This window comes from Corynebacterium kutscheri (assembly GCF_000980835.1).
GTDB classification, from domain to species: Bacteria; Actinomycetota; Actinomycetes; order Mycobacteriales; family Mycobacteriaceae; genus Corynebacterium; species Corynebacterium kutscheri.
On sequence record NZ_CP011312.1, the window covers coordinates 404,149 to 427,369 of the forward strand.

The following is a 23,221-nucleotide window of genomic DNA, read 5'->3' on the forward strand; positions in this document are numbered from 1 at the left end:
TTTGCTAATTGTTTTCTGACCTCTAAGCGTTAACTACCACACGGTGATAGCTAGAACATCGGTGAAAAATGGGCATACCGAATATCCCTATAGTGGCTTAGAATAAAAAATCTGTCTAGTCGTTGTGGGAAATGCGATAAGACTTAAAACAGCCAGTGAGATAAAAAACCTGGTTGGAAAACAGTAGGTGACGAGCCCTTTTTACCTAGGTGAAAAGGGAAAAACCTTATGAGTACGTCTAGCATGGCTGAGGTTGGTGCCAGTTTTGCCACCGCAGCAGAGACAACAAACACGTCAGTACCGCATCGCAGTGGTACAACTGGGGCAGTGCTTTCTCCCTCTGAAATAGGGCAGCAACGAGAAGAACAGACACTGCAACAGTTAACACAGCCTGGTTTCCCACCAAACAATAGGCAACAGACTAGAGCTAAAACAGCTAGTGCTAATCGAACCAAGACGGAATTAGCTAGTGCTAATCGACCAACAGATTTTTTAGTACCAGAACTCTTACTCAACCAGCGCGACCCTTATCCACCACTGCCAACTGGAACCCTTGATGTCGATCCAATTCCAGCGGCGGTTAAAACACATCCCCTGCCATTATTACGATTGCTCATGCCGATTGTCATGATTGTGATGGTCATAGCCATGGTCGGATTAATTGTGCTTGCTGGTGGCGTACTTAACCCCATGTATATGCTTTTCCCACTGATGATGGTGATGAGCATGCTCATGATGTTTTCTCCCGCAGCAGGTGAAGATGTTGATGAAACCCGGCGCGTTTATTTACGCCATCTATCAGCACTAAAAGATCAGGCACTCAAAAATGGTTCGATTCAACGCGAACATGAGTGCTTGCATCATCCGGATCCTAAAGATTTGTGGTCTTTGATCGGAAGCCGGCGCATGTGGGAACGCGCCGGGGAGGATGAGGACGCCTTAGCTATTCGGCTTGGAACTGGTGATGCTGCTTTGTGCACACCGGTAGAGGTACCTCATTCGGGTTCACCAGAAGATTTAGATCCGGTGTGTATGGTGATTTTGCATCATACGGTTGCCGCGGTATCCACTGTGGCAGATATACCGATAGTGCTTCAATTGCCGGCTTTTAAAGTGATTGGTATTCATGGTGAAAAAGCTCGGGACTTAGCGGCAGCGATAATAGCCCAATTGGCTTATCATCATGGGCCAGAAGCAGTGGAAATACAAGCGCATGGGTGCGGTTTTGAGTGGGTAGATTGGCTACCGCATACCCGGCCACGGGTAACAAAAGCGATGCATAGAATATTGGTTATTGATGATTCTGTTCATTGTGACCAAGAGTTATTTGATGACTCATGGACGTGCATTATCAATGTCAATCATCGGGCAGATTCACTTTTAGGGCGGTGGGCTGAAGAAGAAGGGTTGGTTCTTTCCGCTGGTGAGTTATTGCGTGCACATACCGAATCTGGTGCTGAGGTTTTAGGGGTTCCAGATTGTTTGACTCCTGGGGAAGCATTAAGTTTCGCTCGGCAATTAAGTGCTTATCGACGCCTAGCCCATAGCGCAGGATCATCAGCTGATCTGCGAAAACTACTAGGGATTCAGGAAATAACCGCACAGGTCATTGAATCTTTGTGGCAGCCTCGGGGCATACGACGGCTCAGTGTGCCTATTGGTGTACAACAGCGTGGCATGGGGCTATCGCTAGATATAAAAGAAGCAGCTCATGGTGGTATGGGGCCTCATGGGTTGTGTGTTGGGGCAACTGGCAGTGGGAAATCTGAATTACTACGCACTCTAGTATTAGCTATGGCAGCAACGCATAGCCCAGAAGAACTTAATTTTGTGCTGGTTGATTTCAAAGGTGGCGCTACCTTTTTAGGTTTGGATGCTTTGCCGCATATTTCGGCTGTTATTACTAATCTTGCCGATGAATCCATCCTGGTAGAACGTATGCATGATGCGATCTCTGGGGAGATGAACCGTCGCCAAGAATTGCTGCGACAAGCCGGTAATTTTGTCAATGTTGGTGAATACACTGCTGCGCGGAAACAGAATTCAGACTTACCTGCCTTACCGACACTTTTTATTGTTGTCGATGAGTTTTCGGAATTACTTGGTCAACATCCTGATTTTGCTGATTTATTTGTTGCTGTAGGAAGGTTGGGACGCTCATTACATATTCACTTATTACTTGCTTCACAGCGTCTTGATGAAGGCCGATTGCGAGGCTTAGAAACCCATCTAAGTTATCGCATTGGTTTAAAAACTTTTTCTGCTGCGGAATCACGCCAGGTTTTAGGAGTACCTGATGCATACCATCTGCCTAATCAACCCGGAGTGGGCTATTTAAAGACCAGTTCGCAGGAGTTAATCCGGTTTCGGGCTTCCTATGTTTCTGGACCATTAATGGTAGAACATGCACGTTCTTATTCTGCCCAGGGAGTGCAGTTGTGGCAGGGCTGGGATGATGCGGAGGCGAATACTGAATGTGAGCGCACTCCGGATCCGCAGGGGCGCACTTTGGTGGAAGTAGTTGCCGAAGCCACCACTGAGGTAGCTCGCCGTTATCGACAGCACGCACATCCAATATGGCTGCCCCCATTGCCAGAGTCACTACCGATTAATGAAGTAGCAGGTAATACGAATTGTGAGTATGGTACGCATGCGAAAAAACCAGCAGGTATAGCACTTTCTGCTGGTGATACTGGATTTTTAAAAGCTGGCATTGGAATTATTGATCGTCCCTATCACCAGCGTCAGGATATTTTCGTGGTAGATTTCTCCGGCCAAGGTGGGCACTTAGCCATTAGTGGCGGCCCGCGAAGTGGAAAAACAATGGCACTACGCTCAACGGTGGTATCGCTTTCTGCTGGGCATAGCCCAACACAAGTGCGATTTTATGTACTCGATCTTGCCGGTACTAGCCTAAAACACTTAGAACGGCTACCACATGTGGCAGCGGTAGCCGGAAGGACAGAAACAGAAAAAGTTCAGCGCATTATTGATGAAGTGAGCGGTCTTATTGATTGCCCGGAACAATGTCACACTTTTTTAATTATTGATGGCTGGCATGTGGTCGCACATGATTATGAAGCTGCATTAGAACAACTTGAGCGCATTGCTGTTGATGGATTATCAGCTAATGTGCACCTAGTTTTAAGTACTCCTCGGTGGACAACCTTGCGTCCAGCGATTAGAGATTTGATCTCACAGCGCATTGAGTTAAAACTAGGCGAACCGCTGGATTCGCTTATTGATCGCAAAGCTCAAGCTGCTCTGCCAGCTCGTGGTGGGTTAGGGCTAACCACCGCTGGTGAACACATGCTGGTAGCTATGAGCACTGGGCAAGATATCGGTCATGTATGTCAGCTTTATAGTGCTGATAAGCAGGCGCCAAAGCTAAAGATGTTGCCTGCTCAATTGATGTTGCATCAGATACCAGCTGGTGTTGGAATTGCCCTAGGTATTGGGGGCAAAGATCTAGGCCGGATTGCTTGGCAGCCACAATCTAGCTCACATATCTTGTGCTTAGGTAATCAAGGCAGTGGTAAGTCGACGTTCTTGCGCACTATTGCTGCCGGAATTACCCGCTATGGGCGAGAAAATGCTCGTATAGTACTTATCGATCATCGCCGCGCCCATTTAGCGGCGGTGGAAGAAACAATGCTGGCCGCCTATGCAGCTAGTACCGTTCAGAGTGAACAAGTCCTTAACGATACTGTAATTACCCTGCGCAAACGACTACCCGGTGCAGATATCACTCCGGCACAATTAAAGAGCCGCTCCTGGTGGAGCGGGCCAGATATTTTCGTGCTTATCGACGATCTTGATCTGGTACCGGAACACCTTTTCCATGAGCTTGTGGAACTGATTCCACATTCACGAGATATTGGACTACACCTTGTGTTAGCACGAAAAGTGGGCGGGGTACAACGCGCGTTATATCAAAAATTCTTAGCAGCGGTGAAAGACCAAATTCCCACCGTTATTATTTTGGACGCAGATAAAGATGAAGGGCCACTTTTTGGTCTTCGACCAGGAGCCCAACCATGCGGACGCGGCGTTTTTATTGATCGGGGTATAAACCATGGTTTATGCCAGATTGCATGCAGTGATGCTATGGAACAGGAGCTGTCATGAAAACAGTGCCCCAAGAAAAATCAGAAAAACCACCTGTACCAGGTTGCTCCGCACCAGAAAACAGCTGGACTGGTACGTACAGTGATAATGACAGTCCACAGCTAGAAATTATAATTTTGGAAGCAGCCACTATTTTTGAGGGCAGCGAAACCGTTTATCGTTATGATCTTCCGGCACAGGGAATTATTGACCGGTGGGCGCTCAGCGCAGTCATTGAACAAGCTCAGCAGCTTCTTCCTACCTGGCCGTCAGCTACCGTAAGCATTAGTGCACCGGCAGATATGTATGATCTGGTGGCGCAGATGTTTATGGCTAAAGGGGTACATATTTGTGCGAGTCAGCCAGAAAAATCCACACACTCTGGCCAGAGCCTTTCCGGATTGAATAAGCAGGTCAGTAGAAAAATACCTCAGTTTCCAGAAGAAAAAATGAGGCTTACCCAATGGTTTCATCCTTTTTATCTGGTGATTTTTATTGTTGTTCTTGGTGTTTGTGTACTGAGCTGGTGGACAATTTCTACTACTAAACCGGGATTAGTTGCGCGTGGTAGTACTAGCTCATCATTAAGCCACGATGAGCAATTAGCACATTCCGGTGCCGTAGCCTCACCAAGTGTTACGACGGCATTTGATACTCATGTACCAAATATTAAGCAGGAACAATCGGAGACAATTTTAGAAAGCCAACGCTTATCTTTTGAAGGCATAAGCGTGGAGTTGCCTAGTGGCTATGAGCTGATTCGACGAGTAGAAACCCCACGAGTTATCACCGCTTATGGGCGTGATCCTGAACTACGCATTTTAATGGCTATTGACTCGACTAAAGCAGCTCCTGCTGAGGCGGTATACCAAGAGATAGAAAAACAAATATCTGAGGACCCGCAGCTTATTGTGACGCATGCGTTAGAACTAGATCATGATGCACGCATTGTGACATATAAGGAAATAACTCCTGACGGATCAGCTGTGCTGTGGGCAAGCTGGGTGGAAGGAGAAGACTTGTTTTCGGTGGGGTGTCATACCAAAACGGAAGCAACATTTGCCCAGCGTGCAGCATGTCGAGCTGCTGCGAATTCCCTCATGCGGGGGTAATGAGAAAAATGTTTTCCCATTGATGTCACTATTCGACCCTTTTTTCCGTCTAACTTCTTTGACTCGCTCGTTCGTCTTCGACGCAACTATCGCGGGCAACGTATATACCTAACCAAAAGATGATCTTTGCTCATGGTGAGATGATCGTCGCTAAGCAAAAGGAGGAATGAAAGATGGCACTGTTTCGTACCGAATCTGATGTCATGATCGCAACTGCTGGACGCGTTGATGGCACCAATAACGAGGTTCAAGCAGAGCTAACTCGTCTGCGCGGTGTGGTTGATTCCGTGCGTGGAGCATGGGCTGGGCAAGCACAGGTGAGCTTTGACAGTTTAATGCAGCGATGGAATCAGTCTGCAACGGAGCTTCAGCAAGCACTGCAGGCAATTAGCGACAACATTCGCAGCAATGCGCGCAACTTCGACAGTGTGGAAGCTGACAATGCCCAAGCCTTTGCCAATGTTGGTGGACAAGGGCTCAACCTCTAAGTGGGAAAACCTCGATTTTTTACTTTATTGATGCCTGTAGGGCACAAATCTTATGAAAGGAACCGAACCGATGGACATGATTAAGTATGGTTTTGGCGAAATTGAAGCCGCCGCTGGTGATATTCAATCTACCTCTGGGCGCATTAACGCTTTGCTCGACAACCTCAAATCACACATTCAACCCATGGTCACTACCTGGGAGGGTAGCTCGGCTACCGCTTATATGCAGGCGCAGCAGAAATGGGATCGTGCGGCAGCAGAACTAAATACCGTGCTGGCTACCATCGCTAATACCGTGCGTCAAGGAAATGATCATATGAGTGAGGTCAACCGTATGGCAGCTGCTTCGTGGAGCTAAATACAGTAAAAGACCAACTCAAGTTAAAAAACAGCGAGTATTTTCTTTACCTATTTGTTCATGCGCCAACTACCGATAGATAAGTGGAAAACTGACCTCACACTTGTCCTAGCACCACGGTGGAAAAGTGGTCTCATCGTGTAACGGGCATTACCGATGAACGCTACCGACTGGTTGGCAGCATGTATAACACTAGTACTTCATACTTATTTGAGGAGGAACATATTAAAAATAGTAATAAAACTACAACACATATAATGACCGAACCCATTATTAGGGCTTCGTCACTAACTGAATAACAAATTTCCCACCACCGGTCGCGTTACAACTATCCATCTTCCCCAGACCGCTAGCTCGCGCCGGTGCCTATCGCCTGTGCATATGCTCCCTAAAAAGTATGCGCAGGCGATTTTAATACCCGTTGTGATTACTCACTATTACCTAAGGAAGCTTTGTCTAGATGCATGAAGATGCCGGAAAGCAAAAGATCAAAGTTGCTTTAGCCGTTTATGCTCAAGTAAAGTTGTGCACCTATGTGTGTAAAGCGTGCTTTGGGTACGCAGCAGCACCTTTCGGGTCACCACCGGCCGCCGAATGGGATCGCTTTTATAACACAAATTGGCTGGCAGCTTTAAAGACAGACTTAATTTAAGGAGTCACAGTGTCTACTTACCACCCAAAGGACGGTGACATTACCCGCAAGTGGTACGTCATCGACGCCACCGACGTGGTTCTGGGCCGTCTTGCAACCCACGCAGCTAATTTGTTGCGCGGCAAGGGCAAGCCACAGTTCGCACCTAACGTTGACTGCGGTGACCATGTTATCGTGATCAACGCTGACAAAATCCACGTTTCCTCCAACAAGCGTGAGCGCGAGTTCCGCTACCGTCACTCTGGCTACCCAGGTGGCCTGAAGACTCTGACTCTTGGTCGCTCTCTAGAGCTGCACCCAGAGCGTGTTATCGAGGAATCTATTCGTGGCATGATGCCACATAACCGTCTAAGCCGTGCGTCAGTAAAGAAGCTGCACGTATTTGCCGGTTCCGAACACCCATACGCTTCTCAGAAGCCTGAGACCTACGAGATCAAGCAGGTGGCACAGTGACCGATCAGAACGTAACCGAGAACTTCGAGGCTGACGCTGCAGATATCGCAGCTGCTGTTGCTGCTACTGAAGAGTTCACCAACACCATCGGCGACAGCATTGCTGTTGAAGCTGAGGTTGAGCCTGTCGCTCCTGTTTACCACGAAGGTCCTATTCAGACTGTTGGTCGTCGTAAGCGCGCTATCGTACGTGTTCGTATGGTTGAGGGTGAAGGCAAGATCATCTGCAATGGTCGTCCACTAGAAGAGTACTTCCCTAATAAGTTGCACCAGCAGCTTATTAAGGCACCATTGGTACTTATCGATCGTGATGGTCAGTTCGACATCCACGCTAACCTACGTGGTGGCGGTCCAACCGGTCAGGCAGGCGCATTCCGTCTTGCTATCGCACGTGCGCTCAACGTTTACAACAACTCTGATCGCGCTGCCCTGAAGAAGGCTGGCTTCCTTACTCGTGACGCTCGTGCCGTCGAGCGCAAGAAGGCTGGTCTGCACAAGGCACGTCGTGCACCGCAGTACTCCAAGCGTTAATCTTTTCGCTTTACGAAAGCCGCTTTTTGATATTTTCAAAAAGCGGCTTTTGTATTCCTAGGGCAATTTCAGGAAAAGACAGGAAAAGATCTGAACAATTTTCTTAGTTTCGCTGGTGTTTTAATACAGCTCACTAGCTGTGCTTGTGCCCAAACTGCCCTAAGGGGGGTGTGGTGCACTAAAGTCATAGGCTAGGAAAATGGAAAGGAAAATCCACCGAAATGTCTCGTTTATTCGGCACTGATGGCGTTCGCGGCTTAGCCAATAGAAAACTTACTGCGTCGCTAGCACTGCAATTAGGTGCCGCTGCTGCTCATGTTCTTACTGCTGATCATCGTTCGTCGAGTAGACGACCGGTAGCAGTTGTTGGTCGCGATCCGCGGGTATCTGGGGAGATGCTCGCTGCCGCATTAGCTGCTGGCATGTCTAGTCGTGGTGTTGATGTGTTGCGCGTGGGAGTACTACCAACTCCAGCAGTGGCATATTTGACCGATTTTTATGGCGCAGACATGGGAGTGGTGATTTCTGCATCACATAATCCGATGCCTGATAACGGAATTAAGTTTTTTTCTAAAGGCGGACATAAATTACCAGATTCGGTTGAAGATGAGATTGAAAAGGCGATGGAATCGCTTGATGAAACTGGTCCTACCGGGCATGGTATTGGTCGAGTGATTGAGGAAGCAACCGATGCCCAACAGCACTATTTAGAGCATCTTGCTCGTGCTATGCCTCGTGATTTAAGCGGGATTAAGGTAGTAGTAGATTGTGCTAATGGTGCTGCTAGTGAAGTCGCACCACTAGCCTATGCTGCTGCTGGGGCAGAGGTTATTGCTATTCATAACAAACCTAATGCATATAACATCAACGATAATTGTGGTTCGACGCATATTGAGCAGGTGCGCCAAGCAGTACTAGAACATGGTGCTGATCTTGGGCTTGCCCATGATGGTGATGCGGATCGGTGCCTAGCTGTTGATTCTCAAGGTGCTATCGTCGACGGCGATCAAATTATGGCAATTTTAGCGATTGCTATGCGAGATAATGGCGAATTACGTAAATCCACCCTCGTGGCAACAGTTATGAGTAATTTGGGCTTGCGTCTGGCTATGGAAGAAGCTGGTATTACGCTTCGTACCACAAAAGTCGGTGACCGGTATGTGCTAGAAGACCTTAACGCCGGTGGGTATAGCCTTGGTGGGGAACAATCTGGGCACATTGTGCTGCCTGATTATGGAACTACTGGTGATGGCACGCTGACTGGGTTAGCGCTTATGAGCCGCATGGCAGAAACTGGGGTTTCCTTGCGTTCTTTAGCAAGTGCAATGACAGTGCTGCCGCAGGTGCTTATTAATGTTCCAGTGTCAGATAAAACGGTCATTGAAACACACCCAACGGTAGTTGCTGCGATTGAAGAAGCAGAAACCGAATTAGGAAACCGGGGCCGGGTGCTTTTGCGAGCATCGGGTACCGAAGAGCTTTTCCGGGTAATGGTTGAAGCCGGTGAGGGAGAAACTGCGCGTCGGATAGCAGCTGATCTTGCAGCGGTAGTGGCTAAAGTCTAGGGCAATTTCGACTTTTGCTTATCGACGACTGTTCTTGTGCATTGAAAACCTGCCTTCGGGCAGGTTTTTGTATTTGCGGGGTAAATAAGCGTCGAAAAGCGAGTTTTAGACTGCTTTCTACCCTCGAAATGAGGTTTTTTAACGGGGTTTCTACTTTTTCAGTCTTCGATGTAAGAATCGTGGCTAAAAAATCGTCTTAGCTCTGTGACGGACACAGTCTTTGTGGAACAACAAAGGAGCAAAAGATGAGTTTTATTTCGCTTAATGTGAAAGAGGCGCAGGAACAATTGCGTGCAATGCTCAGCGAGGCAGAAAAGCAGTTGCAGATTCATATATCCAGCAGCCCTGAATTAACACCTAGCCAGTGCGGACGCGATTTTCAAGAATTTGGTCAGAAACTAAACATTTACTATCGATGTCACCACGAACGCACCACTCGACGTTATGAACAATTAATCGCGGCGCTGCGTACCGGAATACGCAATGTTGAAGAGCTATCGGAACAAGATCGTGATTTTGCTCGTAAGTTGGGAGAAATCTCATGAAAATACCAGGTGTTTCAACGCCGCCTAAGGGCGCGGTTAACCGGCCGCTTATTTTTGCTCTTGAACATGTGCGTCAAGCAGTAAGCATGTTGGTTGATGCTTCAGATGGGCATTATCTAGGCCCAGGTTCCGGGTTAGCAGAACTTGATAATTTACTGCGTTCCACACAGGGACTAGATTCGGAAGCGATTCGTGATGCAGCACGTAAATCCCGTGGTAAATCCGCACTTGACTGGTTGTTTTCTATTTTTACTAGCACCGGCAAAGGAATTTTAGGTGGGTTATTTGGCGGACTGCTCTCAGAGTGGATAACCGGTCTTTTAGGCCATGCAAAAGATTTCCTTAGTGGTAGCGATGAAACAGAAGAGGATACTTCGAAGGCAACTAAAGGAATCGAAGAAATTGAGATCATGATTGATGACTCAAGTATCAATTTAGCAAAACAGTTAGTAGAGATTATTGGCGATATTGCTGAATTACTAAAAAGCATAGACAAAGAAAAGTTTCCTGAGGAGTTTTCTCAGCTAGTAACCGCCGGGGCGAAGCTTATTCAGGAGCTCATGAGTATTTTAGCTGGGTTAGGCAAAGATCGTGATGAGGCCCTAGGATCATGTTTTTCCCTACTATGTGAGAACACCGAAAAACGTTGTGAGTGCCCAGAACCTAGTGTTCCAGCTGCCTGTGAAGAATTTTCTAGAAAACCAAGTAGCAGCCCAGCTAGCAGCGGCGGCAGCTCAGGTGGGGGAAGCATTCCAAGTATCCCTAGTTCAGTGGGAACAGCAACCAACCCAACTCCTAGCGCAAGTGCCTCAGCAGGCATAAGTGCTGCACAGCCTGCTGCTCCACAGGTAGTTCAACCGATGCCAGCTGGTAGTATCACTACCCCTGTTGCGTCCCAGGGAACAACTCATGGTGCAAGGAGTAGAAACAGTACGCATTCAGGTCTTCGCAGCAGTCGGTTGGAAAAAAGTCGGCCAGAATATGATCGCACAACAAAAACTCGACCAGATACCAGGGCAGAAAGTAAAGCAGAACGCACGAGAAAATCAGAGTGTCAGACAAAAAACTCACAGGATAAGTCACGTTGTGGGATAAAAAATAAAACTTCATCAAAGAATACTTCTGGGTCACACAAGGATACGCAATGCGCACTGAACGCTTGCGGAGTACTTGGTGCATTAGGCGTTGGTATTGCAGCTTTAGGGATAGCTTGGTTAGTTGAACAAGCACAACAGTGGTGGATACAGATTCAAGCAGAGTTAGCTGCTCATATTGATGCTGCTATAAGCACAGGTGTTGAAGTTAATGCTGATATATCTGGGCAAGCGGATACAAAAGTAGAAATAACCTCGCCTACCGAGCACACAACTTCGCCGGTGGAAGTTGCAGTAGAAGAACCTCCGGCAGAAAAAATTAAGCCAGGCTATTTATCTCAAACAGAAGTGCAGCTTCAGCCAGCACCGAATGAGAAAGCATCTGCACATTCCGCGCAATCGCCAATGAGTGTACATAAAGCTGGAGGCTGGTAATGGAATACGAAGAGTTTATCGAGCGCTTTAGAAAACAAACCGAGCAGCGAGTTGCCGCATTTGAGCGAGCACTCGATCAAGCCCGATTGACCAAGAAGGAAGTCGAAGAATCAATCGCAGAAAAAACTGAAAAAACCAAAAAATCTAGGCAGCGTAGTGCTGTAAACAATGACTTAGCAGCGACTATGGACTATACGCGGTGTGAAAATGACGTTGCTGAAGCAGTTGCTGCGACTATGGTGCACACACGGCGACGACCGCGTGGGGTGCGTGGAATTTTAAAGCAGATTTAATTAAGTGTGAGTAGCTAGTTAGTGCATACTGGCCATCTTGGTCAGTATGCATTAACTAGTAGGTTTTATTTAGATAGTCCTGGGATTTTTTGGGTAGATAATTGTGTGGCTTTTTCTGCTAGTTCGGAACCAGAGAAAGAAACAACTTTCTTTGCTACTGCATCGCGTTGAGCAAAGGCAGAGTATTTCTTTTCGTCGCCAAGCGTGGCAAGCAAGAAACCAGTAACTAGCCCACGAATAAGTTCGTGATGTTTAGCTTTTGTGCGCCCAGCACCAGTAAGCATTTTAAAAAGCGTGTCCTCAGTAAGGCTATGATGGGTTGCCCCTTCGATCTCCCGGTAGGCGCAGATTCCGCCCCATTGCGCGGCGATTTCAGCGGGATTGCCATAGTCGAAAATAGGATTTTCATCCATACCAAGTACTAGACCGGGTGCGGTGATAGCAGTAGCTGCAGTCGTTGCTGGCGGAGTGGATTGCGAAGGATAAAGCGCAGCTACTCCTTTTAATCCTGGCCTAGAAGCTGCGGCTAAAACAGCTGCCGATGCACCCATACCATGGCCCACTAATCCTAGGCGTTGTGGGGAGACCACAACTTGACCGGTACCTAGTTTGACGCTAGCCAAAATTTGTAGACAGCTTTCCAAATCGGCGGCAAAACCACGATGGTTTGGGCTTAATGTGCGCTCAGTATTAGGCGCGGCAACAGCAATTCCCCAACTAGCAAAGTGGCGCAGAGTGGCATGGTATTTCGAAATGTCTTTTAGCCAATCATGCCCAAACGCAATGGCTGGGATGCCATTACCAGTACTTGGGGTATAAATTTTGCCTGGCAAACCGGCATAATCCAGCGAGCCGACCAACACACGATGAGGGCCACGTTTAGATAGCTTGGACAGGTGTTTCGAAAGTTTTTCAGCCACGTTAATTAAGGATAGTAGAAACTGCGCAATGGCAGCTAGGTAATGCGACAAAGTCGAGCCAAAAATATCTCAAACTGCCCTAGGGGAAGGATTGCGCTAAGAAAGTGGCACAATATGTGACATGAATGTGCTTGAAACACGAATTGACTTGGCGGCGATTGCTCACAACACGGCTGCGATTAAGCAGCTCGTCGCACCCGCAAAGCTCATGTGTGTGGTCAAAGCAGATGGCTATAACCATGGTGTGGAAAAAGTCGCGCCAGTTATGGCCGAGCACGGCGCAGATGAATTTGGCGTTGCGACGATTAGTGAAGCCTGCCAGTTACGTGAACTCGGAATCACCCAGCCGATTTTGTGTTGGATTTGGCGCCCGGAAGAAAACCTCGAAAATGCTATTTTGAATGATATTGCATTAGCTGTCGTATCTTATGAACATGCCTTGGCGTTGGTTAACCAACCTCATCCGGTACACACAGCGATAAAAATTGATACCGGGTTGCATCGCTCTGGGTTGGATGAGTGTGATTGGATAAAGACCTTTGAACTTCTAGCCTCAGCAGCGCATGTGCATGTGACTGGTATGTTTAGTCATCTTGCAGTTGCTGATGATCCAACAGATGATTACACGGATTATCAAAAATACAATTTTGAGCGTGGAATTGCCCTAGGAAGAGAATGTGGGTTGGAACTTTCCAACAATCATTTGGCTAATTCGGCAGCGATGTTGACTAGACCAGATACTCATTACGATATGGTGCGTCCGGGCTTGAGTTTATATGGTTTGGATCCTATTGCGGGCAGAAATGATCTTTTCCGTCCGGCCTTGAGTCCGGCGTTGAGTCCGGCGTTGAGTTGGGTATCTCGGGTAGGGGTGGTCAAACCTATTGCAGCGGGGGAGTCAACTAGTTATGGGCGCAGTTGGCGTGCCCCGGAAGCGGGTTTTATTGCGATCATTCCGGCTGGCTATGCCGATGGGGTACCGCGTTTAGCCCAGTCGACAATTGAGGTGACTATTGGCGGGCGTCGCTACCAGCAAGTGGGGCGGATTTGTATGGATCAGTTCGTTATTTCCCTAGGGCAAAATGAACATGGGGTTGTAGCTGGTGATGAAGCGATTATTTTTGGTGCCGGGGGTATGAGTGCTGATGAATGGGCAGCTCGGTTAAACACCATCAATTATGAGACCATTTGTTTGCCTAAAGGGCGAACACAGCGAGTATATGAGGGAGATGCACGTGGATAAGTTCTTAGAATCAGGCAGCGCTAGATTAGAGCATGCCGTTGATACTCAAGCACTAGGCGAGCAATTTGGTCGGGTTCTTCGTGCGGGTGATGTGGTCATTTTAGATGGGCCACTGGGGGCTGGAAAAACCACTTTTACTCAGGGTATTGCACGCGGTATGCAGGTTAAAGGTCGGGTGACTTCGCCGACTTTTACCATTGCCCGGGTGCATCGTTCGCTTGTCGACGGCCCTTCGCTGATTCATGTTGATGCCTATCGTTTATTAGGCGAAGATGATCACGTGCAATCTGGTGCAGATGCGCTAGCAGCACTGGATTCTTTAGATCTTGATACTGAGCTTGATCAAGCGGTTGTGGTTGCAGAGTGGGGTGGTGGCCTGGTGGAAAATATTGCGGAACAATATATTGTGGTTTCTTTTGATCGTACAACTGCGGTGTTAGCAGACCCAGACTCAGAAGCACGATTTATTAGTTGGCAGCTAGTCGAGCAAAAGTGAGTTTTCCCCCTTAGCACACGATGAGTGATTTTGATCAGAGCTATTGTTTTTTCTTACCAAAATTGTCACAATAAGACGCATAATCGGAAATAAAACAACATTGTGTGGTGTGGTTGTGTGGCGCGCAAGGCACTGCTATGAACCTGCTCGTGGCAAACGTCGAAAAGCAGGATGTGTAAAACAAGGAAAAGCATGTTGGACTATCTTGCAACCCAACCCTTACTCACTTTGGTACTGATCCTTGCGATCGGTCTGCTTGTGGGGAAGATAAAAATTTTTGGTCTATCCCTGGGGGCGGCAGCGGTACTTTTTGTTGCTCTTGGGCTTTCGACGATTAATCCTGATATTAAGCTGCCTAGCCTGATTTTTCAGTTGGGTTTGGCGATGTTCGTGTATGCGATAGGTTTGACCGCCGGTAGTGACTTTTTTGCGGAATTTCGCACGCGCGGCTGGAAGCTCAGCGTTTTTATGTTTCTTTTGCTAGTCGCAATGATGGCGCTAGCTGTGGCACTAAGTAAAGCCTTTGGACTATCGGCAACTCTTGGCTCGGGTATGTTCGCCGGCGCTTTAACTTCGACACCAGGTATGGCTGCTATTGTCGCGGTGCTAGAAGATATTGATCCCGCACGAGTTGGTGAACCAGTAGTGGGCTATTCATTGGCGTATCCCGGTGCTGTGCTTGGCTCGATTTTGGTTGCGGCAATTGGCGCTAAGCTATTTAAAGTTGATCACGTTAAAGATGCCCAGGACGAGGGCATTATTACCGCGCCGTTGCAGTGGCAGGGTGTGCGCATTGGTCCAGGAATTAGCGGAACAATAGCGCAACTGCCAGAATTAACTGGGGCTGAGATTATTGCTACTCGCATCGTGCATGAAGATAATGATCATTCGCTTGCTGCACCGACCGATCGTCTGCATGAAGGCATGGTGTTAGTCATTAACGGCACCCCTGATGCGCTGGAAAAAGCAATCACATTTTTAGGCAAACCTCATCAGGTGAGAATAGAAGGAACCGATTTAGACTATCGACGCTTTACGGTCAGTTCTAAAAATGTTGTCGGACGCAAGATCAGTGAGCTCGACACCATTAACTCTGGTTTCATTATCGCGCGCTTACGACGCGGCGACTCCGATGTCGTTCCGGAACCCGATGATGTTCTGGCCTATTCTGATCGCGTGCGCGTTATTGCGGCCCCGAACCGCATGAACGAAGTGCGTCGCTATCTTGGCGACTCCGAGAAAACGCTTGCTGATCTTGATCTTTTTCCTTTTGTCTTAGGATTATTGATGGGTTTGCTTATTGGTATCATCCCAATTCCGTTACCTAATGGCAGCACATTAACCTTAGGCTTTGGCGGAGGACCAATTATTGCCGGCTTGGTACTCGGTGCATTGAACCGTTCCGGTAGGGTGCACTGGCAGTTGCCATATCATGCCAGCCGTACCATGAGTACTTTTGGCTTAGCGATCTTTTTAGCCGGCGTGGGTACTTCTGCCGGTGCGGGTTTTAAGTCTGCACTTGTAGATCCAGCATCAATAAATATTTTGATTACCGGTTTTATTATTACGGTGATTTCACCTATTATTTGCGCGGTTGTATGCATGGGCATGTTTAAAATGAAGTGGGATGAGGCGATGGGTGTTGCCGCAGGTGCTACAACCAACCCCGCAATTATTTCTTATCTCAATGGTCAGACTGGAACTGATTTAGCCACGCGTGGTTATGCCACGGTCTATCCGGTGGCGATGATCGCAAAGATTCTGCTCTGCCAGCTCATGCTGCTCATCCTCCTCTAGGGCAATTTTGGAATTCTAAATGTGAGATGAATCCTAGTTGTGCATGTGTAGCTGGGATGTACTCAAGCGGTCTTGAGAGTTATTTATAACTAAAATTTGCTTAAGAAAAACTGCCCAAAATACTATTTTGGGCAGTTTTGGCGCATAAAGTGTGCTCTAGATCGCAAGCCATATTGCCCTAGTACTTGTTGTTGGTAGGTGGTGTGCTTGTAGGCTTAGGGGCTAAGACTCACAACCTAGTCGGGTTGAACCCAGTACTTCCAGGAGAACAATTCAGTATGGAACTCGGAGCAAAATCTAAGCCAATCGTCTTTGGAGCGATCGCACTGTTTCTTGTTGTTATTGTTGCAGTAGTTGCAGCATCAGCAAACAACACTGCACTTGCCGAACAACAAGGCAAACTTGAACAAAAACTGTCCGGAATTGATGCCAACGGACTTAATATCACAGCAGTGGCCCTAGCAGATGTCTATGGGCTTGAATATACCGCCGCTGCCCCAGTGTGTCCTGGGGAAACAGAGCAAGGCATTAGCTCACGGTTAGGCATTGATGCTTCCGAGATGCATTTACCGTCGACAGGTGTTCCAGCTGGCTACAATTACTTGTTGGTAGCAAATCAGGATGGAAGCATCTTGTTTGATCGCTTTGCGATCGACGATATCAATGTGTGCAAGTCTGCACAGACCGGGGTCATTGATGCTTACCAGCTCACACCATTTGTGAAAGATCCAGCCACCGGTACGTGGTTCTTAAACAGCTAGCACCATAGCTTTTTCCTCCTAGGGCAATTTTAAAATTGCCCTAGGAGTTTGTGTATTTTCGGGTTTTCTTTTTCGCCGACTACGCTTGTTCGACGTGGCTGTTCTTGCAATTGACTCCTCGACCCCAGACCTTATTGTGGGCCTTGTGAATGAGGTGAACAATGAAACCCTTAGTGAGCGAATTATCGAAAACTGTCGGGACCAAAATGCTCTTTTGGTGCCGACAACAATCGAATTGCTTGAAAAGAGTGCCCTGGCATTCTCAGATATTTCTGCCATCGTGGTTGGCATAGGCCCTGGACCTTTTACTGGTTTGCGCGTAGGCATGGCAACCGCGGCAGCGTTTGGCGATGCACTCGGGATAGCGGTACATGGTGTCTGTTCCCTTGATGCGATGGCCGCGCAAAGTACTGAAAATGCCATTTTGGTGGCAAGTGATGCTCGTCGCAAAGAAATTTATTATGCAACCTACCGTAACGGGCAGCGCACCAGTGGTCCAGATGTGATCAAGCCCGAAGAAGTGCAACCAATCCATGATGTCGATCTGGTTTCAATCCCAGAGCAGATACATAGTCGGCTTAGCGACGATTTACGCAGCCGTAAGCACTCTCAGTTTAAACCGTTGCCTAAATTTTTGGTCGCCTGTGCTGATCTCAGCGCTACCGCACAGCCGTTAGAACCGTTGTATTTGCGTCGCCCAGATGCGAAAGAGTCTCCGAAAAAGCCGTTGAGTGCGGCCATTGTGAGGAAAGAACACTAGTGCAGATTCGTCAGGCTATAACCGCCGATGCATGGCGACTAGCAGAATTAGAAGCCGTCCTATTTCCAGGGGATAATCCGTGGACAGCACAGGATTTTCTAGCGGAGTTTGCGCAGGCGCATACTTTTTATCTCATCGCCTCCCTAGGGCAAAAAGCAGATTCTGATACCGCAGAGTTTGCTAAGCATACCGGGGAAAAAACCGGTGAAGAGATAAAAAATAGGGAAGAAATCCCAGCAGAAAATGCTGAAATTGCCCTAGGGTATGCCGGGCTGGCGATGCTTGGCCCTGCCGACGACCCAGAATTTGAAATTCATACTATTGGCGTGGATCCACGTGCACAGCGTAGCGGCATTGCTACCGCATTGATGGATAACCTGATGTTTATCGTCGATAAGTATGGTGGTCCGGTGTTTTTAGAAGTGCGTACAGATAATGAGCCGGCGATTGCGTTGTATAGAAAATATGGTTTTGAGGTTACCGGGGTGCGGAAAAATTATTATCAGCCTTCGGGAGCCGATGCATTTATCATGGTGCGCTCTGATCATGGCGTGAAACAAGCGAAAGGCGAAGAATCGTGATTGTTCTAGGCGTGGAAAGCTCCTGCGATGAAACTGGGGTAGGGGTGATTAAACTCGGCGCAGATGGCTCCATGGAGATTCTTGCCGATGCGGTGGCTAGTTCAATGGATCAGCATGCACGCTTTGGTGGGGTAGTACCTGAGATCGCCTCGCGAGCTCATTTAGAGTCAATGCAGCCAGTTATGCGCCAAGCTTTGAAAGAAGCTGGCATTGAAAAACCCGATGTCGTGGCCGCAACGGTTGGTCCTGGTTTAGCAGGCGCCCTATTGGTAGGTGCGTCGGCGGCAAAAGCTTATGCGGCAGCCTGGGGGGTTCCGTTTTATGGGGTTAACCACTTAGGTGGGCATGTTGCGGTGGCTAATCTAGAAGGCCACCAATTAGGTCATAGTATTGCGCTACTAGTTTCAGGCGGGCATACCCAGTTATTAGAGGTGAGCGCAGTAGGAAAGCCAATGCGGGAGTTGGGTTCTACCCTTGATGATGCCGCGGGAGAAGCTTATGACAAGGTGGCACGGTTGCTTGGTTTGGGCTATCCCGGAGGGCCGGTTATTGATCGGTTGGCTTGTTTGGGCAACCCTAGGGCAATTTCATTTCCCCGTGGGTTGAGTAAACCTGAAGATATTCGTGGCCCGCACCGGCATGATTTCTCTTTTTCTGGGCTAAAAACTGCGGTTGCACGGTATGTGGAGCAAGCGGAACGCAGTGGTGAGCAAGTTAATATTGAGGATATTTGTGCGTCCTTCCAAGAGGCCGTGTGTGATGTGCTTACTGCGAAGGCGATTCGAGCTATGGAAGATACTGGAGCGCACACGTTGCTCTTAGGTGGTGGGGTGGCGGCGAATTCGCGGCTGCGTGAGTTAGCGGCTAAGCGGTGTGCGTCGAAAAGCTTTGAGTTGTTGGTACCTCGATTTAAATTATGTACCGATAATGGGGTGATGATTGCAGCGGTGGCGGCGCAATTAATTCATGAGGGTGCGCAACCGTCGGGATATGGGGTAGGAACCGATACCACGTTGGAAGTGGAGGTTCCACTCTTGCATGCGCTTTAATGTGCTTTTCGACGTTTACTAGTAGTGAGGTTTGCTTTTAGCAATCAAGGTTGAGCGTTAGCACTTAGCTCGGTAGAGTGCTAGTAGGTTGTCAAACACACAGTTGTTCACCCGCGACGACGGCTGTGCTGGATATTCAACTGGCACAAGTAGTTAATCTTTTATGAAAGGAAAATACCGTGGCTAACGTCAACATTAAGCCTTTGGAAGACCGCGTCCTCGTCCAGATCAACGAAGCTGAGGCAACTACCGCCTCTGGCCTGGTTATTCCTGATTCCGCAAAGGAAAAGCCACAAGAGGGCACCGTAGTAGCAGCTGGCCCAGGCCGCTTCGATGGCGATGACCGCGTTCCTATGGATATCAAGGTAGGCGACGTTGTGATGTTCTCTAAGTACGGCGGAACCGAGATCAAGCACAACGGTGAAGAGTACTTGCTGCTTAACTCCCGCGACGTGCTTGCGATCATCGAAAAGTAAAGAATAAGAGGCGTTTTTTATGGCAAAGCTGATTGCATTCGACCAGGAAGCCCGCGAAGGCATCCTTAAGGGTGTGGACACGCTCGCTGACGCTGTGAAGGTTACCCTTGGCCCACGTGGTCGCAATGTGGTGTTGGAAAAAGCCTTTGGTTCACCAACAGTTACTAACGACGGCGTAACCATTGCCCGCGATATTGATCTTGCCGATCCCTTCGAGAATCTCGGCGCACAGCTGGTGAAGTCCGTCGCTGTGAAAACCAATGATATTGCCGGTGATGGCACCACAACCGCTACCTTGCTAGCTCAAGCTCTCATTACCGAAGGTCTACGCAATGTCGCTGCCGGTGCTAACCCCATTGAGCTAAACCGGGGTATTGCTGCTGCAGCGGAAAAGGTTGTCGAGCAGCTTAAGCAACGTGCCGCAGAGGTATCTTCGACAGCAGAAATTGCTAACGTTGCCACCGTTTCTTCTCGCGACGAGGTTGTTGGCGAGATGGTTGCTGCTGCAATGGAAAAGGTTGGCAAAGATGGTGTGGTCACAGTCGAGGAATCTCAGTCGATGGAGTCCTACCTAGACGTTACCGAGGGTGTCTCCTTTGACAAGGGCTACCTGTCACCGTATTTCATCACCGATACAGATACCCAGCATGCAGTTCTAGAAGATCCTGCCGTACTCTTGGTACGCAACAAGATTTCTTCGTTACCGGATTTCCTCCCACTGCTAGAAAAAGTTGTTGAGGCCGGTAAATCACTGCTGATTATTGCTGAAGATGTTGATGGTGAGCCACTGCAAACGCTGGTGGTTAACTCTATTCGCCGTACCATCAAGGCCGTAGCGGTAAAAGCACCATATTTTGGTGAGCGTCGTAAAGCATTTATGGACGACCTTGCTGTAGTAACTGCTGCTACTGTGATCGATCCCGAGGTTGGGATTAACCTCAATGAAGCTGGTCTAGAAGTACTAGGTTCTGCACGTCGGATTACCGTAACCAAAGATGAAACCATCATTGTTGATGGAGCTGGTACTGCTGAGCAGCTAGAAAGCCGTCGCCAGCAGATCCGTCGTGAAATTGAAACTACCGATTCCAGCTGGGATAAGGAAAAAGCCGAAGAACGCTTGGCTAAACTCTCTGGTGGCGTTGCAGTTATCAAGGTTGGCGCGGCTACCGAAACCGAGGTTTCTGAGCGCAAACTACGCGTCGAAGACGCTATCAATGCTGCCCGCGCGGCCGCTCAGGAAGGTATTATCGCCGGTGGCGGGTCAGTGCTCGTACAAATTGCCGAGGAATTGGGCACTTTTGCTGAGCAATTCGATGGCGACGCTAAAGTTGGTGTGAAAGCACTAGCAAAGGCACTGGTTAAGCCTGCTTATTGGATTGCCGATAATGCTGGTATTGATGGTGCAGTTGTTGTTGCACGCGTTGCTGAGCTAGACAATGGATCCGGTTTTAACGCCGCTAGCTTGGAATACGGCAACCTGATTGAGCAAGGCATTATTGACCCAGTGAAGGTCACTCACTCGGCTGTGGTTAACGCAACATCGGTCGCCCGCATGGTCTTAACCACAGAAGCATCTGTGGTAGAAAAACCTGCTGAGCCAGCTGCCGCCCCAACACCACGTCATATGCACTAAATGTGTTCTTTGGCTCAGGAGCATTAGCTAGGGTGAGTTTTATTAGTAGGTTGTTAACCCCCTAGGGCAAAATGAGGGTTTGTACATTGAGGTAGTACAGACCCTCATTTTCTTTTCCAACCACTTTCACTAGCTAAAGCATTATTGGTTGGTGACAAAGCGGAAGAGTATATTAAGCAGTCGATTGTCGCTTTTAAAAACGCGTGCCAGAGCGGAATATAAACATGAGTGCGGCAAAGAATTGAGGGCTTAAAGCTGCAGCATTAAGTGAGCATTAAGTCAGCAGTGAGTGTTTTTAAGCTGTGTTGTTTATAAAATACGAGCAGTGGTAGCAGTGGCCTAGTAAAGAAGTCTTTATTGGCGGCAGAAAGAGATAGAGGTAAGTTGGTGTGACGGAGCAAGAAAAAGAGCTTGCAGGTCTAGTGCCTGCGGCTGCGGCGGGAGATCGTCGTGCACTCCAGCGCATCATTGAAATTATCCACCCTGCCGTGCTGCGCTATGTACGAGCACGAGTAAGCACAGGTAAGCACCCTACTGCCGAAGATATTGTGCAGGAAATCTGTCTTGCGGTAGCTACCTCGATTACTAATTTTGTTGATCAAGGTCGGCCGTTTATGGCCTTTGTTTACGGTATCGCATCGAATAAAGTAACCGATGCGCATCGTAGTTTTGCGCGGGATAAAACGAACCTGACCGACGAGGTGCCAGATGTTGAAATCACCCGCGACACCCCCGAAGAATTCGCACTCATCGGTGAAGGAAGTAACAAAGTTAGGACTTTGCTCGATTCACTTAATGAGAAACCACGCGAAATTCTTATTTTGAGGATTTTTGCTGGATTTTCAGCAGAAGAAACTGCTGAAATTGTTGGAAGTAGCCCTGGGGCAGTTCGGGTGGCGCAGCATCGCGCGCTTTCCCAATTGCGCAAGCTTGTTGAGCAGGAAAGAGAACAGTAATGGCGCAGCGTTACGACGCCGATCATTTACCGCATGGTGAAGGCGAAGACAGCTCGGAGTATCTCACCGATATTCAAGCTGATGACGTACTCATTTCTGCGCTTGCCCGCGGCGAAGATCCCACCGGTGGTACCGACCCACTTGCTGGGCTATTGCTTGGCCTGCGCGAAGAGGTCACAGCTGCTAGCCCCGCACCCACCCTTACCGAGCTTGGGCTTGATGACGACAGCTTTCCCGCCACCAACGTTATCTCCTTAGATAAACGCCGACGTGGTTGGAGTGGACGAATCGCTAGCGGTCTAGTTGGTGCAGCTGCTGCAACCCTAATGATCACCGGTAGCGCAACTATGATTTATAACGCGGATGAAAATTCAGCGCTTTATGGACTCAAACAACAGATTTTTACTGGTACTGATCGAGAAGCCGTCGTACAGCTTGCTTCTGCCCTAGAAGAAGCTAATAGTCGCAATGAAAGCGGCGATGTTGAAGGCGCTAAAGCCGCAATTGAGCGAGCCCAGGCAGCAGTTGAAAAACTCAATGAGCGAGCCATGCCTGCAATAGAAAAATCTGGCGATAAAGCACAAGATTCTGAGCAGCGTTCCGTACAGGAGACCGGGCCATCAGTAGTAACTACTACGGTTACTGAACCCGCTGAAACAGTAACGCATACAGTAGCTCCTAGCGACGTGGTGGTTACTGTGACTCAGACAGTAGCACCACCAGTGCCCTCGACAAGCAATTCAGCGGTTGCGCCAGTACAAACTGCGACTAGTACTAGTGCCACGGAACCGGAATCGCCAAATGATCAGCTGCCTATTCAAATTCCAGATTTAGGCGGCCGCTAGGGCAAAAATGAAATGACCTGGTTGAGTTAAAAAACATGTGAAATTTAATAAGAAAAACGCTCAAATTACTAA

General features: G+C 48.4%; 23 protein-coding genes. 22 read left to right on the forward strand and 1 reads right to left on the reverse strand.

Going from position 1 to position 23,221, the window contains the following annotated elements:
• The first annotated feature begins 228 nt into the window (after positions 1 to 228).
• The 11 genes from eccCa to UL82_RS01900 all read left to right on the forward strand — a co-directional run bounded on the left by eccCa (position 229) and on the right by UL82_RS01900 (position 11,632).
• Positions 229 to 4,128 (forward strand): type VII secretion protein EccCa, encoded by a 3,900-nt coding sequence (gene eccCa / locus UL82_RS01850; protein WP_232009503.1) that lies wholly within the window; start codon positions 229 to 231, stop codon positions 4,126 to 4,128.
• Positions 4,125 to 5,219 carry a type VII secretion-associated protein gene (locus tag UL82_RS01855; RefSeq protein WP_046438716.1) on the forward strand — a complete coding sequence of 365 codons (1,095 nt, stop codon included), beginning with the start codon at positions 4,125 to 4,127 and terminating at the stop codon, positions 5,217 to 5,219. The genes eccCa and UL82_RS01855 overlap by 4 nt, the downstream gene beginning before the upstream one ends.
• A gap of 173 nt (positions 5,220 to 5,392) precedes the next feature.
• Positions 5,393 to 5,707, forward strand: coding sequence for a WXG100 family type VII secretion target (locus tag UL82_RS01860; protein WP_046438717.1), 315 nt, complete (start codon positions 5,393 to 5,395; stop codon positions 5,705 to 5,707).
• A gap of 70 nt (positions 5,708 to 5,777) precedes the next feature.
• On the forward strand, positions 5,778 to 6,065 hold the full coding sequence (locus UL82_RS01865) for a WXG100 family type VII secretion target (protein WP_046438718.1): 288 nt from the start codon (positions 5,778 to 5,780) through the stop codon (positions 6,063 to 6,065).
• 460 nt (positions 6,066 to 6,525) lie between these two features.
• Complete coding sequence (locus UL82_RS01870; protein WP_046438720.1) at positions 6,526 to 6,717, forward strand: hypothetical protein; 192 nt, start codon at positions 6,526 to 6,528, stop codon at positions 6,715 to 6,717.
• Between the two features lie 9 nt (positions 6,718 to 6,726).
• Positions 6,727 to 7,170 carry a 50S ribosomal protein L13 gene (rplM, locus tag UL82_RS01875; RefSeq protein WP_046438721.1) on the forward strand — a complete coding sequence of 148 codons (444 nt, stop codon included), beginning with the start codon at positions 6,727 to 6,729 and terminating at the stop codon, positions 7,168 to 7,170.
• The gene (rpsI, locus tag UL82_RS01880) at positions 7,167 to 7,700 is read left to right on the forward strand and encodes a 30S ribosomal protein S9 (protein ID WP_046438722.1); all 534 of its coding nucleotides are present in this window, start codon (positions 7,167 to 7,169) and stop codon (positions 7,698 to 7,700) included. Before rplM ends, rpsI begins: the two co-directional genes overlap by 4 nt.
• A gap of 221 nt (positions 7,701 to 7,921) precedes the next feature.
• Positions 7,922 to 9,265 (forward strand): phosphoglucosamine mutase, encoded by a 1,344-nt coding sequence (glmM, locus tag UL82_RS01885; protein ID WP_046438724.1) that lies wholly within the window; start codon positions 7,922 to 7,924, stop codon positions 9,263 to 9,265.
• Positions 9,266 to 9,510: 245 nt separating this feature from the next.
• On the forward strand, positions 9,511 to 9,810 hold the full coding sequence (locus UL82_RS01890; protein ID WP_046438725.1) for a hypothetical protein: 300 nt from the start codon (positions 9,511 to 9,513) through the stop codon (positions 9,808 to 9,810).
• Positions 9,807 to 11,339 (forward strand): hypothetical protein, encoded by a 1,533-nt coding sequence (locus UL82_RS01895; protein WP_046438726.1) that lies wholly within the window; start codon positions 9,807 to 9,809, stop codon positions 11,337 to 11,339. The genes UL82_RS01890 and UL82_RS01895 overlap by 4 nt, the downstream gene beginning before the upstream one ends.
• Complete coding sequence (locus UL82_RS01900) at positions 11,339 to 11,632, forward strand: hypothetical protein (protein WP_046438728.1); 294 nt, start codon at positions 11,339 to 11,341, stop codon at positions 11,630 to 11,632. Before UL82_RS01895 ends, UL82_RS01900 begins: the two co-directional genes overlap by 1 nt.
• Before the next feature lie 65 nt (positions 11,633 to 11,697).
• Here UL82_RS01900 and UL82_RS01905 read toward each other — a convergent pair whose 3' ends face one another.
• Positions 11,698 to 12,552, reverse strand: a complete 855-nt coding sequence (locus UL82_RS01905) for a poly(ethylene terephthalate) hydrolase family protein (protein WP_046438729.1) — start codon at positions 12,550 to 12,552, stop codon at positions 11,698 to 11,700.
• A gap of 121 nt (positions 12,553 to 12,673) precedes the next feature.
• Between UL82_RS01905 and alr the strand changes: the two genes are divergently transcribed.
• The 11 genes from alr (at position 12,674) to UL82_RS10560 (ending at position 23,149) form a co-directional block, all read left to right on the forward strand.
• A complete protein-coding gene (gene alr, locus UL82_RS01910) occupies positions 12,674 to 13,795 on the forward strand; it encodes an alanine racemase (protein WP_046438731.1) in 1,122 nt (373 codons plus the stop codon).
• On the forward strand, positions 13,788 to 14,291 hold the full coding sequence (tsaE, locus tag UL82_RS01915; RefSeq protein ID WP_232009504.1) for a tRNA (adenosine(37)-N6)-threonylcarbamoyltransferase complex ATPase subunit type 1 TsaE: 504 nt from the start codon (positions 13,788 to 13,790) through the stop codon (positions 14,289 to 14,291). The genes alr and tsaE overlap by 8 nt, the downstream gene beginning before the upstream one ends.
• A 192-nt stretch (positions 14,292 to 14,483) precedes the next feature.
• Positions 14,484 to 16,088, forward strand: coding sequence for an aspartate:alanine exchanger family transporter (locus UL82_RS01920; protein ID WP_046438733.1), 1,605 nt, complete (start codon positions 14,484 to 14,486; stop codon positions 16,086 to 16,088).
• 278 nt (positions 16,089 to 16,366) lie between these two features.
• On the forward strand, positions 16,367 to 16,849 hold the full coding sequence (locus tag UL82_RS01925) for a hypothetical protein (RefSeq protein WP_052735841.1): 483 nt from the start codon (positions 16,367 to 16,369) through the stop codon (positions 16,847 to 16,849).
• A 94-nt stretch (positions 16,850 to 16,943) separates the two neighbouring features.
• Complete coding sequence (gene tsaB, locus UL82_RS01930; RefSeq protein WP_046438735.1) at positions 16,944 to 17,609, forward strand: tRNA (adenosine(37)-N6)-threonylcarbamoyltransferase complex dimerization subunit type 1 TsaB; 666 nt, start codon at positions 16,944 to 16,946, stop codon at positions 17,607 to 17,609.
• Entirely contained in the window at positions 17,609 to 18,190 is a 582-nt protein-coding gene (locus UL82_RS01935) for a GNAT family N-acetyltransferase (RefSeq protein ID WP_046438736.1), read from the forward strand. The genes tsaB and UL82_RS01935 overlap by 1 nt, the downstream gene beginning before the upstream one ends.
• A complete protein-coding gene (gene tsaD / locus UL82_RS01940; RefSeq protein WP_046438737.1) occupies positions 18,187 to 19,239 on the forward strand; it encodes a tRNA (adenosine(37)-N6)-threonylcarbamoyltransferase complex transferase subunit TsaD in 1,053 nt (350 codons plus the stop codon). Before UL82_RS01935 ends, tsaD begins: the two co-directional genes overlap by 4 nt.
• Before the next feature lie 179 nt (positions 19,240 to 19,418).
• Positions 19,419 to 19,715, forward strand: a complete 297-nt coding sequence (gene groES, locus UL82_RS01945) for a co-chaperone GroES (RefSeq protein WP_046438739.1) — start codon at positions 19,419 to 19,421, stop codon at positions 19,713 to 19,715.
• 19 nt (positions 19,716 to 19,734) lie between these two features.
• Complete coding sequence (gene groL, locus UL82_RS01950; RefSeq protein ID WP_046438740.1) at positions 19,735 to 21,348, forward strand: chaperonin GroEL; 1,614 nt, start codon at positions 19,735 to 19,737, stop codon at positions 21,346 to 21,348.
• Between the two features lie 389 nt (positions 21,349 to 21,737).
• Positions 21,738 to 22,304: a sigma-70 family RNA polymerase sigma factor gene (locus tag UL82_RS01955; protein ID WP_046438741.1), complete on the forward strand. Its 567-nt coding sequence runs from the start codon at positions 21,738 to 21,740 to the stop codon at positions 22,302 to 22,304.
• Positions 22,304 to 23,149: a hypothetical protein gene (locus tag UL82_RS10560; protein WP_052735842.1), complete on the forward strand. Its 846-nt coding sequence runs from the start codon at positions 22,304 to 22,306 to the stop codon at positions 23,147 to 23,149. The genes UL82_RS01955 and UL82_RS10560 overlap by 1 nt, the downstream gene beginning before the upstream one ends.
• The last annotated feature ends 72 nt before the right edge of the window (positions 23,150 to 23,221 follow it).

Excerpts from the sequence above, each read along its gene's own strand:
- groL (WP_046438740.1), top strand. The coding sequence starts at position 19,735 with ATGGCAAAGCTGATTGCATTCGACCAGGAAGCCCGCGAAGGCATCCTT.
- UL82_RS01925 (WP_052735841.1), top strand. The coding sequence starts at position 16,367 with ATGGAACTCGGAGCAAAATCTAAGCCAATCGTCTTTGGAGCGATCGCA.
- alr (WP_046438731.1), top strand. The coding sequence starts at position 12,674 with ATGAATGTGCTTGAAACACGAATTGACTTGGCGGCGATTGCTCACAAC.
- UL82_RS01895 (WP_046438726.1), top strand. The coding sequence starts at position 9,807 with ATGAAAATACCAGGTGTTTCAACGCCGCCTAAGGGCGCGGTTAACCGG.
- UL82_RS01865 (WP_046438718.1), top strand. The coding sequence starts at position 5,778 with ATGGACATGATTAAGTATGGTTTTGGCGAAATTGAAGCCGCCGCTGGT.
- UL82_RS01860 (WP_046438717.1), top strand. The coding sequence starts at position 5,393 with ATGGCACTGTTTCGTACCGAATCTGATGTCATGATCGCAACTGCTGGA.
- glmM (WP_046438724.1), top strand. The coding sequence starts at position 7,922 with ATGTCTCGTTTATTCGGCACTGATGGCGTTCGCGGCTTAGCCAATAGA.
- eccCa (WP_232009503.1), top strand. The coding sequence starts at position 229 with ATGAGTACGTCTAGCATGGCTGAGGTTGGTGCCAGTTTTGCCACCGCA.
- UL82_RS01890 (WP_046438725.1), top strand. The coding sequence starts at position 9,511 with ATGAGTTTTATTTCGCTTAATGTGAAAGAGGCGCAGGAACAATTGCGT.
- UL82_RS01900 (WP_046438728.1), top strand. The coding sequence starts at position 11,339 with ATGGAATACGAAGAGTTTATCGAGCGCTTTAGAAAACAAACCGAGCAG.
- UL82_RS01920 (WP_046438733.1), top strand. The coding sequence starts at position 14,484 with ATGTTGGACTATCTTGCAACCCAACCCTTACTCACTTTGGTACTGATC.
- UL82_RS10560 (WP_052735842.1), top strand. The coding sequence starts at position 22,304 with ATGGCGCAGCGTTACGACGCCGATCATTTACCGCATGGTGAAGGCGAA.
- UL82_RS01855 (WP_046438716.1), top strand. The coding sequence starts at position 4,125 with ATGAAAACAGTGCCCCAAGAAAAATCAGAAAAACCACCTGTACCAGGT.
- UL82_RS01870 (WP_046438720.1), top strand. The coding sequence starts at position 6,526 with ATGCATGAAGATGCCGGAAAGCAAAAGATCAAAGTTGCTTTAGCCGTT.